This is a genomic window from Streptomyces chrestomyceticus JCM 4735, from assembly GCF_003865135.1.
Classification (GTDB): Bacteria; Actinomycetota; Actinomycetes; order Streptomycetales; family Streptomycetaceae; genus Streptomyces; species Streptomyces chrestomyceticus.
Genome location: NZ_BHZC01000001.1, coordinates 6,823,369 through 6,838,631 on the forward strand (window position 1 = coordinate 6,823,369; position 15,263 = coordinate 6,838,631).

The window sequence follows — 15,263 nt, forward strand, 5'->3', positions numbered from 1 at the left end:
CCCGGTGAGGCTTCAGACGGCCTGCGCCGACTCCTGGACCTGGCGGCGCTCGATCGCCTGCTGGTACAGCCGGCCGGCGCGGTAGGAGGAGCGGACCAGCGGGCCGGACATGACGCCGGCGTAACCGATCTCCTCGGCCTCTTCCTTCAGCTCCACGAACTCGGCGGGCTTGACCCAGCGCTCGATGGGATGGTGCCGCACCGACGGGCGCAGGTACTGGGTGATCGTGATCAGCTCGCAGCCCGCGTCGTGCAGGTCCTGGAGCGCCTGGCTGATCTCCGCGCGCTCCTCGCCCATGCCCAGGATCAGGTTGGACTTGGTGACCAGGCCGGCCTCGCGGGCCTTGGTGATGACTTCGAGGGACCGCTCGTAACGGAAGCCGGGGCGGATCCGCTTGAAGATCCGCGGCACCGTCTCGACGTTGTGCGCGAGCACCTCGGGGCGCGAGGAGAAGACCTCGGCGAGCTGCTCGGGGACCGCGTTGAAGTCGGGGATGAGCAGTTCGACGCCGGTGTCGGGCATCGCGGCGTGGATCTGGCGGACGGTCTCCGCGTACAGCCAGGCGCCGCCGTCGTCCAGGTCGTCGCGCGCGACGCCGGTGATCGTGGCGTACTTCAGCCCCATCGTCAGGACGGATTCGGCCACCCGGCGCGGCTCGTCGCGGTCCAGTTCCTGCGGCTTGCCCGTGTCGATCTGGCAGAAGTCGCAACGGCGGGTGCACTGGTCACCGCCGATGAGGAAGGTCGCCTCGCGGTCCTCCCAGCATTCGTAGATGTTGGGACAGCCTGCCTCCTGGCAGACCGTGTGCAGGCCCTCCTTCTTGACCAGGCCCTGCAGGTGGTTGTACTCGGGGCCCATCTTCGCCCGGGTCTTGATCCACTCGGGCTTGCGCTCGATGGGGGTCTGGCTGTTCCGGACCTCCAGGCGCAACATCTTGCGTCCGTCGGGTGCGACAGCGGACACGTCCGGCTCCCTACGACTTCGTTTCTTCGGCGTACACCAGGGTACGCCCGTCAATTCGCACGTCTTTACGTGCAGGCCAACCCCGTATGGCAGGGGCGCATTCCGTGCGGTCGGTTCCGCCGCTCCCGGGAGACCGGCCGGTCCGGTCCGTGGACCGGCTCAGACCGCCCGGGGGAGCAGCACGGCGTTCTCCAGCACGTCGCGCAGATGCTTCTCGACGACGGGCAGGACGTCGGCGATGGTGATCTCCCGGCCGAGTTCATTGGCGAGGGAGGTCACCCCGGCGTCCCGGATGCCGCAGGGCACGATCTTGTCGAACGAGGTGTTGTCCGGGTTCACGTTGATCGCGAAGCCGTGCATCGTGACGCCCTTGGCGACGCGGATGCCGATCGCGGCCAGTTTCCGGTCCTCGCGGCGCTGGCCGGCGTTGGACGGGGCGTACTCCGGGCCGTTCAGCCGGGGGTCGAACTCCTCGTCGGCCGTACGGGGATCGAAGTCGAGGGAGAGACCGCCCAGGTGGGGGCGGTCGGCGACCGGGTCGCCCAGCACCCACACGCCGCTGCGGCCCTCGACCCGGGTGGTCTCCACGCCGAACTCGGCGCAGGTGCGGATGATGGCCTCTTCGAGACGCCGTACGTGGGCGACGACGTCGACCGGGCGCGGAAGCTTCTGGATCGGGTAGCCGACCAACTGGCCCGGACCGTGCCAGGTGATCTTTCCGCCGCGGTCGACGTCGATGACCGGAGTGCCGTCCAGGGGGCGCTCGCTGTCGTCCGTGCGCCGGCCCGCCGTGTAGACGGGCAGGTGCTCCAGCAGCAGGCAGGTGTCCGGGATCTCGTCGGCGAACCGGGCGGCGTGCACCCTGCGCTGCTCCTGCCAGGCCGTCTCGTAGTCGACGGCGTCGGCGCCGAAGCCCAGCTGTTCAAATCGCAGCCCCTCGGGTACGGGGGTGTCCCCCCGAGAGATCGCAGTCACGGCAGCTCCTCTTCGAACTTTGATACGTCCTTCGCGCCCACGCCAACTGTACGGCGGGGGCGGACGGCGCCCGCACGCGCCCGGGGCGGGGGCCTGATGCGCGGGCGCACGGGAGTGCTTCGTGAGCCCCGGGGCACTCCCGGGGCCGCCGTTGCGGAACCGGGGCGGGTCCGCCCGGAGACGCGTGGAGGACAGTGCGAGCCCTGCTCACACGATCGGATGAACGCGTGGCGAAGGCGGCGAGAAAGCCGCTGAAGGCCGTTACATTCACGCCGTTCCACGAGGGCAGGGAGCAGCGCCGGACAGGGTCAGCCGAACCCGGGCAGCTCGGCCCGGAAGGCAGGAGACCGGTAAAGCTGATGACGGAACGACCCCCACAGCGCACGCCCAACCGACAGCTCGCCGCGCTCATCGCGGAGGCGGGATTCTCCAACGCCGGGCTGGCCCGCCGGGTCGACCAGCTCGGCCTGGAGCACGGGCTCGACCTCCGGTACGACAAGACGTCGGTGACGCGCTGGCTACGCGGGCAGCAGCCCAGAGGCACCACGCCCGCACTGATCGCCGAGGTCTTCACGCGCAGACTGGGACGCCGGCTGTCGGCCCAGGATCTCGGCCTGGACGCCTGCGCGCCGGTGTACGCCGGGCTGGAGTTCGCGTCCACGCCGAGCGAGGCGGTGGACATCGTCAGCGGTCTGTGGCGCAAGGACTCCGGCAGCCATGCGGAGCTGCGCAAGATCGCCTTCACCCCGGCCGGGCTGGTGGTGCCCAGCCGCGACTGGCTGATCGGACGGGCCGACGAGCGGGTCGCGCACGGTGACGCGGCCGAGCCCGCGGGCCGGCTGACCGCGCCGGGCCGGATGCAGGTGTCGGTGCCCCGGCAGCGGCAGATGGACCGGCCCGGCCAGGACCGCGCCGGCCATCCCGAACGGGCGGAGCGCGCGGGAGCCGCCGAACGCGCCGGGCGTACGGAGCGCCCCGAGCGCCCTGAGCGCACGGAACGCTCCGACCGGGCGCACGCCTACCGGGTGTCCGCCGGTGACATCAAGGCGCTCCGGTCGGTCGGCGAACTGTTCCGGGCGCTGGATCACGCGTACGGCGGCGGGCACGCGCGCCAAGCGCTGGTGCGCTACCTGGAGCACGAGGTCGAACCGATGCTCCGCGGCACGTACGGCGAGGCGGCCGGGCGGCGGCTGTTCGCGGCCGCCGCCGACCTGACGCGGCTGGCCGGCTGGACGTCGTACGACATCGCCGCGCACGGCCTGGCGCAGCGGTACTTCGTCCAGGCGCTGCGGCTGGCGCAGGCGGCCGGGGACCGCGCGTACGGCGCGTACGTCCTGGTGACCATGAGTCGGCAGGCCGTCTACCTGGGGCACGGGCGGGAGGCCGTCCAACTGGCCCGGGTCGCCCAGCAGGGCGTCGGCAGCAACGCGCCGCCCGTCGTCCAGGCCCTGCTGCACTCGGCGGAGGCGCGCGGACACGGCGTACTGACCGAGGTACGGGCGTGCACGGCCTCGCTCGCGCGGGCGGAACGGGCGCTGGAGACGGCGCGCCCCGGGGACGACACGCCCTACTGGGCGCGGTTCTTCGACGAGGCGCAGCTCGCCGACGAGCTGGCGCACTGCCACCGCGACCTCCAGCAGTACCGGGCCGCCGCACAGCACGCGGAGCGCTCGCTCCAACTCCGTGGCGCCGGGTTCGCCCGCAGCCGGCTGTTCTGCCGGGTGGTGCTGGCGACGGCGCGGCTCGGTCTGGGCGAGCTGGAGCAGGCGTGCGCGCTGGGCGCGGAGGCGGCGCTCCAGGCGTCCGAGATGCGGTCCGTACGGGCGCACGAGTACGTCCGCGAGTTCGAGCGCCGACTGGAGCCGTACCGGGACGCGGCGGCGGTACGGGGGTACCGGGACCGGGTGGCGGCCATGAAGGGGTGACGGGCGGGAACCGTGGGGGCGGGGCGCGGATCGCGGCCTGCCCCTCCGGGGGCGGTGGGTCCGGCCGGGCCCTGTGGGTGTGTGTGGCCCGGCCGGCCGGTGGATCAGGTTTGTGGGCAGGGTCAGGCCGCTGCGGACAGTTCGCAGGGCTCGCGGAACGGGGGCAGGCGGAGGTCGTCGAGGGCGGCGCGGGCGGCCCGGCGGCCGGAGCGCAGGGCGCCCTGGACGGTGCCGGTGTCCCGGTGGTCGCCGCACACGTACAGCCCGGCCAGCAGGCGGACGGACCGGTCCGGGTCGTGCGGTACGGGCATGGCCGGCACCGCCTCCGGGTCGTGGTGGGCGGCCAGCAGCTCCCAGGCGTCGGTGGAGGTGCCGTAGATCCGGTCGAGCTGGGGACGGACGGTCTTGTCCAGCGCGCGGGCGGGCAGCGTCGCCGGGGCGCCCAGCACGGTCGTGGTGATCAGGGCGCGGCCCGCGGGGGCGCGGGACGGGTCGGTCTCGCTGGCGACGTAGGTGTGCGCGACCGGGCCGTCGGCGGGCAGGAAGAACACCGGTTCGCGGACCGGGGGACTGTCAGTGGTGTGGTGCACGATGGTGACCGGGTGGAAATCGGGGATGCGCAGCCCCGGGAGCAGCTCTTCCGCGTCGCGCGCTCCGGTGGCCACGAGCACCGAGCGGCAGGGGAAGCGCCCGTGGCCCGCGGTGGTGACGCTGGTGGTCGAGACGGAGACGGCGCGTACGGAGGTGCGCACGGTGCCGGGGGGAAGGGAGGCGGCGAGGAGTTCGGGCAGCGCCGAGGCGCCGCCGGCGGGCAGGCACAGCCGTCCGCGGGCGAAGGCCCGCAGGGCCCGGGCGGCGCTGCGGCTGGAGCCGGAGAGCCCGGGATCGCAGAGGAGGGCGGACAGGAGGGGGCGCAGGAACCCGTCGGGGATGTACGGCGGGAAGGGCGGACGGGCGGCCAGTGCCTCGGCGACCGGCCGGTCGGCGCGCCGCTCGGAGCGCGAAAGGGCGCGCGCGGCGGAAAGTGCGCCCCTCGTGCTCCGGGGAGCACCGACGCGGTGCGTCCGCTGGCCGTTGTGGAGGCAGAGCCCGGGGGCGAAGTGACGCAGGACCAAGCCGTTGAGGCCGGGGGTGGTGCGCAGTTCGGGGTACGAGGTGACGAGTAGTTGGCCGGTGCGGTCCAGCCGGAAGCCGTCCAGATGGTCGGTAGTGGTCCGGCCGCCGGTGTGCGGGGCGGCCTCCAGCACGGTGACCGTGGCTCCCGCGCTGGTCAGATGGTGGGCGGCGGCGAGACCGGCGAGGCCGGCCCCGACGATGACGACGTCCACGGTCGATGCGGTGCGCAGCACGTGCCCTCCCGAGGTCGGTCCCGGTGCCGGCGCTGAGGGGCTCTTGCCCCGAACCGGCGCGCGGGATGCCGAGTTCGTGAGGTTGGAACCATAAGAAACGCGGCGGCGGGGGCGCGATCGCGCGTAGACCGCGCACGGGGGCACGATGCGGCACGATGCGGCACGGAGTGCCGCGAGGGGGTGGGAGGGTGCTGGTCGTTGCCGGGTGCAGCGCCGTCGGCGTCGGGGTGGTGGGTCGGCACCCAGGGCGGGGCGGGGCGCCTCCGGCGGGGCGGGGACTTCGGCTGCGGGTGTGTCGTGGTGTCGCCTTCGGCGGGACGGGGTGTGGGGCGGGGCCCGCCGGTGGTGTGGGTGGTGGCGGGCGGGGCCGGGGCTCCGGGGTGGGTTCCTGGACTGCTTCGCTTTACGTCCTGGAACCCACCCCGGAGCCCCGGCCCCTCGGTCTCGTGGCGGGCCGCGCCCCGGTGGGGGAGAAAGAGAAAAGACGTGGGTGCCGCTCGGGGCGGAGAATCAGGGAGTGAGTGCCGAGCGGATCGCACCGTCCACCGTGGGGTGGGTGAACGTGAAGCCGGTGTCCAGGAGGCGTTGGGGGATGATGCGTTGGCTGGCCAGGACGTTGTCGGCGAACTCGCCCAGGGCGATCCGCAGGGCGGGGGCCGGGACGGGGAAAGGCGTGGGGCGGTGCAGTACGCGGCCCATCGCCGCCGTGACCTCGCGGTTGGTGACCGGCTCGGGTGCGGTGAAGTTGACCGGGCCGCTCAGTTCCTCGGTGTCGATGAGGTGCCGGAGGGCGGCGATGTGGTCGTGCAGGGAGATGAAGCTCCAGTACTGCCGGCCGCTGCCGAGCCGTCCGCCCAGGCCCAGCTTGAACAGCGGGAACAGCCGTCCCCAGGCGCCGCCCTGGCGGCCCACGACCAGCCCGGTGCGGGGGAAGACCGTCCGGATGCCGGCTTCGACGGCCGGGGCGGCGGCCTCCTCCCAGTCGACACAGACGCGGGCCAGGAAGTCGTCGCCGGGCGGCGCCGACTCGTCCGTCCGCCGGTCGCCGGTGTCCCCGTAGTAGCCGATGGCGCTGCCGCAGACGAAGACGCGCGGCGGGGTGTCCAGGGAGGCGATGGCCTCGGCGAGCGCCGCCGTGCCGAGGACGCGGCTGTTCCGGATCGTGCGCTTGTACGCGTCGGTCCAGCGGTGGTCGCCCACCCCGGCACCCGCGAGGTGCACGACGGCGTCGCAGCCCGCGAGCCCGGCGGCGTCCACCGTCTGGCGTTCGGGGTCCCAGCGCACCTCGTCGGCGCCGCGCGGCGGGCGCCGGACGAGCCGGACGATCTCGGGCTGCCGTGTCCCGGCTTCCGGCGGGCGGGTGGCGCTCGTCGCGCGCAGGGAGCGCAGGAGTGCCGTTCCGATGAGACCGGTCGAGCCGGTGATCGCGATCCGCATGACAGCCATACTGCCGTGCCCGGACGCGTATGCATGGCACAGTGGCACGCATGTCCGAATCGCTCGTCCGTACTGCCGTCTTCGCCGACGAAGAGCCGCTCGCGGTCATCGACCGCCGTACGTGGTCGACGCTGCACGCCGTGACGCCCCGGCCGCAGTCACCGTACGGCCGGTTCTTCGACGACCGGCACCGTCCCGAGGACCTGCTCGTGGCGGAGATCGCGGGGCAGGTGGCGGGCTATCTGCGGCTGGTGCCGCCGACGGCGCTGCCCTGCAACGCGCACGTCCGGCAGATTCAGGGCCTGGCCGTGGACACCTGGGCGCGCGGCCGGGGCATCGCCCGTACGCTGCTGGACGCGGCGTGCGCGCAGGCGGCGGACGAGGGCGCCCGCCGGATCACCCTGCGCGTCCTCGGGCACAACGTTCCTGCACGCAGGCTCTACGAGTCGGCGGGCTTCGTGGTCGAGGGCATCCTGCCCGAGGAGTTCCTGCTGGAGGGCACGTACGTCGATGACGTGCTGATGGGCAAGAAGCTGAGCTGAGCGGCCGAGACGGCCTTTACGGGGTGAGCGCCTTCAAGAGGGCGTCGGCGAACTCGGCGGGGTGTGTGGTCGTACCGGTGTGTCCGCCGGGGAAGTGCAGGAGTTCCGTGCCGAAGCGTTCGGCAAGGTGGGCGGCCGGCCGGTAGGACAGCTCGCCGCGGGAGTCCTCGCCACCGGCCAGGACGAGCCGGTCGGTCAGGGCCGCCAGGCGTGCGGTGTCCGGGGCGTAGGACATGAAGGGGGCCACGATCCGGCCGACGAAGTACGGCAGGTTGGCCATGGTCTGCTCGGCCCGTGCCGCGGCCTGCGGCGGAAGCCGCATCTCCGGTTGAGGCGGCGCGGTGTCGCCGCCGTCCGCCTTGAGGCCCACGGCGAACTCGGCCATCGCCGGCATGAGCCCCTGGGTACGGAACGTCTCCTGTACGCGGGCGACGAGCGCGCGGTGTTCGGCGGCGTCCGGCAGGACCTCCACCACCGGCGGCTCGTGCGCCACGACGCGGGTGAGGCGTTCGGGGCGGGTGGTGAGCAGGTGCAGGGCGGTGATCGCGCCCGAGCTGATGCCGAGTATCCGGGCGGGTTCGTCGGGCGACAGCAGCTCCAGCATGCGGAACGCGTCGTCGGCGTGCTCGGCCACGTGCTGTTCGGCTTCTGGGTCGTCCAGCACGCTCCGGGACATGCCGCGCGGGTCGTAGGCCGCGACGGTGTACGTGGCGGCCAGGCCGTCGGCGATGCCGTCGAGAGAGGCCGCGCCGCCCGCTCCGCCGGGTATGAGCAGCAGCAGCGGACCCTGGCCGCGTACTTCGTAGTGCAGGTTCGCGCCGTTCACGCGCAGGCTGCCGGTGGTCGGGCCGTTCATGTCGGGTCTCCTTCTCCGGCTTCGCGGGGCGCGGGCCAGTGCGTCAGGGCGGTGTGGAGGGCGTCGAGGGCACGGACCCAGGAGTCCTGCGGCGACCGTTCGTGCGCGAAGCCGCCGGCGGCTTCCAGCGCGACGAAGCCGTGGAACGTACTGCGCAGCAGGCGGACCGCGTCGGTCAGGTCGGGTTCGGTCAGGCCGTAGCCGCGCAATATGCCGTAGGTCAGCTCGACCGCGCGCCGCGGGCCGGGGGCGTTCGCGGCCAGTTCCGGGTCGATTTTCAGCGGAAGCTGCGTCGCCATGTAGCGGCCCGGGTGCGCGGCCGCGTACTCCCGCCAGGCGTCGGCGAACGCGACCAGCGCGTCCTGGCCCGCGAGCCCGGCGGTCGCCTCCGCGATACGGATGGTCTTCTCGTCCGCCGCGAGCAGTGCGATCCGTCCGCGCAGGTCTTCCAGGCTGCGGACGTGCGTATACAGACTCGCGTCCTTCACACCGAGCCGCCGTGCCACCTGCGACATGGTGACTTGGTCGAGCCCGGCCTCGTCCGCCAGCTCGGCCGCCGCGAGCGTCACTCGGTCCGCTGTTAGTCCGGCTCGTGCCATGTGGCTGTCCTCCGTGTCATTGCCTAGTCACTTTAGGCTATAACTAAGGCTCCTAGGTATAGCCTACGGGCTCTAGGTGCGACAAGAGATTTAGGCAGCAGGCCGCCGTGGGCCGGCTCGGGCCCCACGGAAAGAGCGCCGCGCCCCGCCGTGAAGGCGGCACGCGGCGCTCGCGGCTTGTGTTGTGGCGCGGCGAGAGAACGGCCCCGCGTATGCGGGGGCCACGATGCGGCGGACAGCCGCGCGTACAGATCGGAGGGAACAGCCCCGCCCGCGCGGGGACCACGGGCACATCGCCCATGCCGAACTCGACCGGAAGGGAACACCGCTCACGCGGGGACCACCTGGGGGTGATGGCATTCACGACGACGCCGAGGGGAACACCCCCGCCCACGCGGGGACCACAACTCAAAGATCGCAACAGCCCGGCCGCTGAAGGGAACACCCCCGCCCACGCGGGGACCACTACGTGCTCGACAGGGTCGACCCGCACGAGACGGGAACACCCCCGCCCACGCGGGGACCACGGGTCTCCCCGGGTAAGCCGGGCGCAGCATAAGGGGAACACCCCCGCCCACGCGGGGACCACGCACCCGCGACGACTTCCAGAATCCGGAGCCAGGGAACACCCCCGCCCACGCGGGGACCACTCGCAGGTCAGCGCAGTGCGGTCCGGTCTCACGGGGAACACCCCCGCCCACGCGGGGACCACAGCCCGCGACCAGCGATTCTGTCAGCCGACGCGGCGGTTTTTACTCACTCTCATCGTTGCCGACCGGTGGGCATCAGGTCCCATACCGATCCCACAACGCAGGAAACCGTTCCGCCAGGACTCGATCGTCGTCAAGGTCCAAGTAGGTGCCGAGAGGTTCGCGGGGCTGGGGTGGTAGGCCGAGGTCGGGCATTTCGGCGCCGGTGAGTTGTTCGTACGCCTCGTCCGCCGCGTAGCCGAGTTCCTCCGCGTCGCCGTCCACCTCGTCGTCGAACGCGTCCAGCAGGTCGGCGAGGTGGTCGGGGTCGTGCAGGGCGCCTTCGAAGACCTCCCGGCCCTGGCCGATCAGCCAGCTCCGGAAGTTGTCGAAGGCGTCGTCGCTCGCGCCGCCGAGCAGGATGCCGGCCGCGGCCCACAGGTCCCAGGTGTAGGCGCGGCGGTCCCGGGACTCGAAGTGCCGGGCGAAGTCCACGACCGAGTCGGGGTCGAGGGCGACCAGTCGTTCGACGAGGGCGTCCGCCTGCTCCTCCGGGTCGCCTTCGGCGGCCTCGCGGGAGCTGTCGATCAGCTGCCAGAACTCCGTCTCGTCCATCACGGGTCCAGCATCGTTCCTGGGGCACGGCGCCGCACGCGGAGTACCCCAGATGCGACGGTGTCGTTATCCGCGGCCGCTCGCGCGGAAAAGCGGACACAAGGTGTCGGGTTTCGGCGGGAGGGTCGTGGCATGACAGAAGGAGAACTCACCATGGCCGAGGCAGGCAGCCCGCAGGGGCCGCTCACCGGGAAGATCGCGCTGGTCGCCGGCGCGACGCGCGGCGCGGGCCGGGCGATGGCGGTGGAGCTGGGCCGGGGCGGCGCCACGGTCTATGTCACCGGCCGTACGACCAGGGAACACGTCAGCGAGGTCGGCCGGGCGACGGAGACGATCGAGGAGACCGCGGAGCTGGTGACGGCGGCGGGCGGGACGGGCATCGCCGTACCGACGGACCATCTGGACCCGGCGGCGGTACGGGCGCTGACCGAGCGCATCGACCGCGAGCAGGGGCGGCTGGACCTCCTCGTCAACGACCTGTGGGGCGGGGACGTGAATGTCGAGTGGGGAAAGAAGATGTGGGAGCACGACCTGGAGAAGGGGCTGCGGGTGCTGCGGCTCGGGGTGGAGAGCCACATCGTCACCAGCAGGTACGCGCTGCCGCTGCTGATCCGTCGGCCCGGCGGGCTGCTGGTGGAGGTGACGGACGGTACGGAGGAGTTCAACCGGCGCTACCGGGAGCCCTTCTACTACGACCTGGCCAAGAGCGGCCCGATCCGGATGACGAAGGGCCTCGCCACGGAACTGCCGGAGTACGGGTGCACGGCGGTGTGCCTGACGCCGGGCTGGCTGCGGTCGGAAGCCATGCTGGACACCCACTTCAAGGTCACCGAGGAGAACTGGCGGGCGGGCTGCGAGCAGAACCCGCACTTCGCGATCTCCGAGACGCCGGTGTTCGTGGGGCGGGCGCTGGCGGCGCTGGCCGCCGACCCGGACGTGGCCCGGTTCAACGGGCAGACGCTGTCCAGCGGTGGGCTGGCGAAGGTGTACGGCTTCACGGACGTGGACGGGTCGGCGCCGGACGCCTGGCGCTACATCACCGAGGTCGAGCAGGAGGGGAAGCCGGCGGACACGAGCGGGTATCGGTAGGGGGGACGGGCAGGACGGGTACGGGGGTACGGGCAGCCGCGGCCTACGAGTGGCCGTAAAGCCCCTATCGCCCGTACAGCCCCCGCATACGGCCAGCCGCCGCGGCGAACCGTTCCCGCAGCTCCGGCGGAGCGAGTACCTCCGCCTCCGGGCCGAGGCCCAGCAACTGGCTGTAGGCGACGTCCAGGGATTCGACGGGCAGGGTGACCGTGATCCGGCCCTGCTCGTCGGGCTCGCCCGCCGCGGCCAGGGCCTCCTCGGCGCCGGCGCGGTCGGTCACGTGCCGCAGGTGCCGGGCGCCGTCGGGGGTCAGCCGTACGACCACCTCGTCCCGCAGGATCGAGCGTGCGAACTGGGCGGCGCGTTCCGCCCAGAAGGCGGGCAGGTCGAAGTCCGGGCCGCGGGTGAAGCGGTCGTCGAGGGGCGTGACGGAGGTGAAGCGGTCGACGCGGTACACGCGCATGTCCGCACCGGGCTCCGTACCGGCCTCCGTACCGGCCCGTGCCGCCAGGTACCAGACGCCCGCCTTGAGCACCAGGCCGTACGGCTCCAGCTCGCGCTCCACCTCGGTGTCCTTGCGGCGGTAGCGGGTGGCGATGCGCCGGTCGTCCCAGACCGCGTCCGCGACGGCGGGCAGCAGCTCGGGGGTGGCCGGTTCGCGGTACCAGGCGGGGGCGTCGAGGTGGAAACGCTGGGCGGCGCCGTCGGCGGCGTCCCGGAGTTCGGGCAGCAGCGCGGCGGAGACCTTGAGCCGGGCGGCGGAGGCGGCGTCGGCGAGGCCCATGTCGCGCAGTGCGGCGGGCACACCGGACAGGAACAGCGCCTCGGCCTCGCTGCGGCCGAGGCCGGTCAGCCGGGTGCGGTAGCCGCCGATGAGGCGGTAGCCGCCGGCCCGGCCGCGGTCCGCGTAGACGGGCACCCCGGCCTCGGAGAGGGAGAGCACGTCGCGGGCGACCGTGCGCTCCGACACCTCCAGCTCCCGCGCCAGTTCGGCGCCGGTCATCGACGGGCGGGACTGGAGCAGCAGCACCATTCTGATCAGCCGGGCAGCGCGCATGTCTGCATCATGCCGCGCGGAGGAGCGGCCCGGCGCACGGCCGGTGTCCCGTGCGCGACAAAGGCCCCGTGCACGACGAAGATCCCGTGCGCGACGAAGATCCCGTGCGCGACAAAGGCCCCGTGCGCGAAGAAGATCCCGTGCGGAGACCCCGGGCGCGGTTGAGGTGGTCTCCGCACGGGAGCGGGGGCGCCGGACCGGGGTCCGGCGCGGGGTGCGGGCCCGGCGCGGCAGGCGCGGGCCCGGTGGGAGGTGGTGCGGGCGCGGCGGCGGACCGCCCACCGGGTACGGCGGGAGGCCGCCGTACCCGCCATGGCCTACAGCCCGTACCGCTCCTTGGCCTCCTTGACCGTCTCCGCCTTCACGTCGCCGCGGCGGGACAGTGCGGCCAGGGCCTGCACGACCACCGACTGGGCGTCGACGCCGAAGTGGCGGCGGGCGGCCTCGCGGGTGTCGGAGAGGCCGAAGCCGTCGGTGCCGATGGAGGTCCAGTCCTGCTCGACCCAGGGGGCGATCTGGTCCGGAACGGCACGCATCCAGTCGCTGACCGCCACGACCGGGCCGGGGGCACCGGCCAGCGCGCGGGTCACGTACGGGATACGGTCCTCGCCCTCCAGACGCGCGGCGTCGCACTCCAGCGCGTCGCGGCGCAGCTCCGTCCAGGACGGCGCCGACCAGATGTCCGCCGCCACGCCCCAGTCGCGGGCCAGGATCTCCTGGGCCTCCAGGATCCAGTGGATGGCGGTGCCGGAGGCCAGCAACTGGAGGCGCGGCGCGTCGGCAGCGGCGGGCTCGGCCTCCTTGAAGCGGTAGAGGCCCTTGAGGATGCCCTCCTCGACGCCCTCCGGCATGGCGGGCTGCACCTTGGTCTCGTTGTAGACCGTGAGGTAGTAGAAGACGTCCTCGGCGTCCGGACCGTACATCCGGCGCAGGCCCTCCTTGACGATCACCGCGACCTCGTACGCGAACGCCGGGTCGTAGGAGAGCGCCGCCGGGTTGGTGGAGGCGATCAGATGCGAGTGGCCGTCCGCGTGCTGGAGGCCCTCACCGGTCATCGTCGTCCGGCCGGCCGTGGCGCCGATGACGAAGCCGCGGCCTAGTTGGTCGGCGAGCGCCCAGAACTGGTCGGCGGTGCGCTGCCAGCCGAACATCGAGTAGAAGATGTAGAACGGGATCATCGGCTCGCCGTGGGTGGCGTACGAGGTCGCCGCCGCGGTGAAGTCGGCCAGCGAACCGGCCTCAGTGATGCCCTCGTTGAGGATCTGGCCGTCCTTGGCTTCCTTGTAGTACAGGAGCTGGTCGCGGTCGACCGGGTCGTAGGTCTGGCCGACGGGGGAGTAGAGCCCGGCGGACGGGAACAGCGACTCCATGCCGAAGGTACGGGCCTCGTCGGGCACGACCGGCACCCAGCGCTTGCCGGTCTCCTTGTCCCGCATCAGGTCCTTGACCAGGCGGACGAACGCCATGGTGGTGGCGATCTCCTGCGAGCCCGAGCCCTTCTTCAGGGCGTCGAACGCCTTGTCGGCGGGCATCGGCAGCGGCTTGGCGACGACCTTGCGGGCGGGGGCCGGACCGCCGAGGGCGGCGCGGCGCTCGCGCAGGTACTCCATCTCGGGCGAGTTGGCGCCGGGGTGGGCGTAAGGCACCACGTCGGCGTCCAGGGCGCTGTCCGGGATCGGCAGCTCCAGCAGGTCGCGCATGGTGCGGAACTGCTCGCCGGTGAGCTTCTTCATCTGGTGGTTGGCGTTACGGGACTCGAAGCCCTCGCCGAGGGTGTAGCCCTTGACGGTCTGCGCCAGGATGACGGTGGGCGCGCCCTTGTGCTCGACGGCGGCCTTGTACGCGGCGTACACCTTGCGCGGCTCGTGGCCCGCGCGGGAAGTCTGGAACAGCTCCAGCAGCTTGGCGTCCGACAGGCCCTGGGCGATACGGCCCAGCGACGGGTCCGCGCCGAAGAAGTGCTCGCGCAGGTAGGCGACGTCGCGGGTGGCGTACGTCTGGAACTGCGCGTCCGGGGTCTCGCGCAGGCGGCGCAGCAGCGCGCCGTCCGTGTCCTGGGCGAAGACCTCGTCCCACGCCTGGCCCCAGAGGGACTTGATGACGTTCCAGCCCGCGGCGCGGAACTGGGCCTCCAGCTCCTGCACGATCTTGAAGTTGGGGCGGACCGGGCCGTCGAGGCGCTGGAGGTTGCAGTTGATGACGAAGGTCAGGTTGTCCAGGCCCTCGCGGCCGGCCAGCGCCAGTGCGGCCGTCGACTCGGGCTCGTCCATCTCGCCGTCACCGAGGAACGCCCATACGTGGGAGTCCGAGGTGTCCTTGATGCCGCGGTGCTCCAGGTAGCGGTTGAAGCGCGCCTGGTAGATCGCGGAGAGCGGGCCGAGGCCCATGGAGACGGTGGGGAACTCCCACAGCCAGGGCAGGCGCCGCGGGTGCGGGTACGAGGGCAGGCCGTCGCCGGCCGCCTCCTGGCGGAAGCGGTCGAGCTGGTCCTCGGTGAGGCGGCCTTCGAGGAAGGCGCGGGCGTAGATGCCGGGGGAGGCGTGGCCCTGGATGTAGAGCTGGTCGCCCGACCCGTCGGCTTCCTTGCCGCGGAAGAAGTGCTGGAAGCCGGTCTCGTAGAGCCAGGCCGCCGAGGCGAAGGTGGCGATGTGGCCGCCGAGGCCGAGGCGGGAGCCGCGGGTGACCATGGCGGCCGCGTTCCAGCGGTTCCACGCCGTGATCCGGGCCTCCATCGCCTCGTCACCCGGGAACTCGGGCTCGGCGGCGGTCGGGATGGTGTTGACGTAGTCGGTTTCGAGCGGCGCGAGGCCCGGGGCACCGGTGTGCTCCACGGCGCGGCGCATCAGGTAGGCGGCGCGGTGCGGACCGGCCGCCTTGGTGACGGCGTCCAGGGACGCGCGCCACTCGGCCGTCTCCTCCGGGTCGCGGTCCGGGACCTGGTCGAGCTGGCTGTACGGCATACGTACGGGATCGGGCATGGGTGGCCCCTTTCCGGACGGAGGAGGGAGGTGCGATGAGTGCTTGGCAGGCAGGGGTGTCGCGCCCCACGGACGACGATACGCCTCTGATCGATGATCGATCAACGCAAGTTGAAGGAAAAACCGCAGGTCGGCACGGGGTGCCAGCCTTTTAGGCACGGGGTGCCAGGCTGCCTGCGGCTCCGAATC

General features: G+C 72.5%; 12 protein-coding genes and 1 CRISPR repeat array. Of the genes, 3 read left to right on the plus strand and 9 right to left on the minus strand.

Annotated elements, in window-relative coordinates:
- Nucleotides 1-12 precede the first annotated feature (12 nt).
- Nucleotides 13-963, minus strand: a complete 951-nt coding sequence (gene lipA, locus EJG53_RS29910; protein WP_031004193.1) for a lipoyl synthase — start codon at nucleotides 961-963, stop codon at nucleotides 13-15.
- A gap of 159 nt (nucleotides 964-1,122) precedes the next feature.
- On the minus strand, nucleotides 1,123-1,938 hold the full coding sequence (gene lipB, locus EJG53_RS29915; protein WP_125047489.1) for a lipoyl(octanoyl) transferase LipB: 816 nt from the start codon (nucleotides 1,936-1,938) through the stop codon (nucleotides 1,123-1,125).
- Nucleotides 1,939-2,297: 359 nt separating this feature from the next.
- Here lipB and EJG53_RS29920 point away from each other — a divergent pair, with 359 nt between their 5' ends.
- Nucleotides 2,298-3,863 carry a regulator gene (locus EJG53_RS29920; protein ID WP_125047490.1) on the plus strand — a complete coding sequence of 522 codons (1,566 nt, stop codon included), beginning with the start codon at nucleotides 2,298-2,300 and terminating at the stop codon, nucleotides 3,861-3,863.
- 122 nt (nucleotides 3,864-3,985) lie between these two features.
- Here the strand turns inward: EJG53_RS29920 and EJG53_RS29925 are convergent, their stop codons facing one another.
- Together EJG53_RS29925 and EJG53_RS29930 are read right to left on the minus strand one after the other, a co-directional pair.
- Entirely contained in the window at nucleotides 3,986-5,212 is a 1,227-nt protein-coding gene (locus EJG53_RS29925; RefSeq protein WP_125047491.1) for an FAD-dependent oxidoreductase, read from the minus strand.
- A 510-nt stretch (nucleotides 5,213-5,722) separates the two neighbouring features.
- Nucleotides 5,723-6,658, minus strand: coding sequence for a TIGR01777 family oxidoreductase (locus tag EJG53_RS29930; RefSeq protein WP_125047492.1), 936 nt, complete (start codon nucleotides 6,656-6,658; stop codon nucleotides 5,723-5,725).
- Nucleotides 6,659-6,699: 41 nt separating this feature from the next.
- Between EJG53_RS29930 and EJG53_RS29935 the strand changes: the two genes are divergently transcribed.
- On the plus strand, nucleotides 6,700-7,191 hold the full coding sequence (locus tag EJG53_RS29935) for a GNAT family N-acetyltransferase (RefSeq protein ID WP_125047493.1): 492 nt from the start codon (nucleotides 6,700-6,702) through the stop codon (nucleotides 7,189-7,191).
- A gap of 16 nt (nucleotides 7,192-7,207) precedes the next feature.
- Here EJG53_RS29935 and EJG53_RS29940 read toward each other — a convergent pair whose 3' ends face one another.
- The 3 genes from EJG53_RS29940 to EJG53_RS29950 all read right to left on the minus strand — a co-directional run bounded on the left by EJG53_RS29940 (nucleotide 7,208) and on the right by EJG53_RS29950 (nucleotide 9,950).
- Nucleotides 7,208-8,047: an alpha/beta fold hydrolase gene (locus EJG53_RS29940; RefSeq protein WP_125047494.1), complete on the minus strand. Its 840-nt coding sequence runs from the start codon at nucleotides 8,045-8,047 to the stop codon at nucleotides 7,208-7,210.
- A complete protein-coding gene (locus tag EJG53_RS29945; RefSeq protein WP_125047495.1) occupies nucleotides 8,044-8,646 on the minus strand; it encodes a TetR/AcrR family transcriptional regulator in 603 nt (200 codons plus the stop codon). The genes EJG53_RS29940 and EJG53_RS29945 overlap by 4 nt, the downstream gene beginning before the upstream one ends.
- Nucleotides 8,647-9,022: 376 nt before the next feature.
- Nucleotides 9,023-9,358: a CRISPR direct-repeat array (repeat unit 29 nt; unit sequence GGGAACACCCCCGCCCACGCGGGGACCAC).
- 73 nt (nucleotides 9,359-9,431) lie between these two features.
- Nucleotides 9,432-9,950: a DUF4240 domain-containing protein gene (locus EJG53_RS29950; protein WP_125049689.1), complete on the minus strand. Its 519-nt coding sequence runs from the start codon at nucleotides 9,948-9,950 to the stop codon at nucleotides 9,432-9,434.
- Nucleotides 9,951-10,082: 132 nt separating this feature from the next.
- Here EJG53_RS29950 and EJG53_RS29955 point away from each other — a divergent pair, with 132 nt between their 5' ends.
- Nucleotides 10,083-11,039 carry an SDR family oxidoreductase gene (locus EJG53_RS29955; RefSeq protein ID WP_244955403.1) on the plus strand — a complete coding sequence of 319 codons (957 nt, stop codon included), beginning with the start codon at nucleotides 10,083-10,085 and terminating at the stop codon, nucleotides 11,037-11,039.
- Between the two features lie 64 nt (nucleotides 11,040-11,103).
- Here EJG53_RS29955 and EJG53_RS29960 read toward each other — a convergent pair whose 3' ends face one another.
- Nucleotides 11,104-12,096: a helix-turn-helix transcriptional regulator gene (locus tag EJG53_RS29960; protein ID WP_125047496.1), complete on the minus strand. Its 993-nt coding sequence runs from the start codon at nucleotides 12,094-12,096 to the stop codon at nucleotides 11,104-11,106.
- Nucleotides 12,097-12,413: 317 nt separating this feature from the next.
- Nucleotides 12,414-15,074 carry a pyruvate dehydrogenase (acetyl-transferring), homodimeric type gene (gene aceE / locus EJG53_RS29965; RefSeq protein ID WP_125047497.1) on the minus strand — a complete coding sequence of 887 codons (2,661 nt, stop codon included), beginning with the start codon at nucleotides 15,072-15,074 and terminating at the stop codon, nucleotides 12,414-12,416.
- Nucleotides 15,075-15,263: the final 189 nt, after the last annotated feature.

Coding starts and splice junctions, on each gene's coding strand:
- EJG53_RS29920 (WP_125047490.1), top strand. CDS start 2,298: ATGACGGAACGACCCCCACAGCGCACGCCCAACCGACAGCTCGCCGCG.
- EJG53_RS29930 (WP_125047492.1), bottom strand. CDS start 6,658: ATGGCTGTCATGCGGATCGCGATCACCGGCTCGACCGGTCTCATCGGA.
- EJG53_RS29935 (WP_125047493.1), top strand. CDS start 6,700: ATGTCCGAATCGCTCGTCCGTACTGCCGTCTTCGCCGACGAAGAGCCG.
- EJG53_RS29940 (WP_125047494.1), bottom strand. CDS start 8,047: ATGAACGGCCCGACCACCGGCAGCCTGCGCGTGAACGGCGCGAACCTG.
- EJG53_RS29945 (WP_125047495.1), bottom strand. CDS start 8,646: ATGGCACGAGCCGGACTAACAGCGGACCGAGTGACGCTCGCGGCGGCC.
- EJG53_RS29950 (WP_125049689.1), bottom strand. CDS start 9,950: ATGGACGAGACGGAGTTCTGGCAGCTGATCGACAGCTCCCGCGAGGCC.
- EJG53_RS29955 (WP_244955403.1), top strand. CDS start 10,083: ATGACAGAAGGAGAACTCACCATGGCCGAGGCAGGCAGCCCGCAGGGG.
- EJG53_RS29960 (WP_125047496.1), bottom strand. CDS start 12,096: ATGCGCGCTGCCCGGCTGATCAGAATGGTGCTGCTGCTCCAGTCCCGC.
- aceE (WP_125047497.1), bottom strand. CDS start 15,074: ATGCCCGATCCCGTACGTATGCCGTACAGCCAGCTCGACCAGGTCCCG.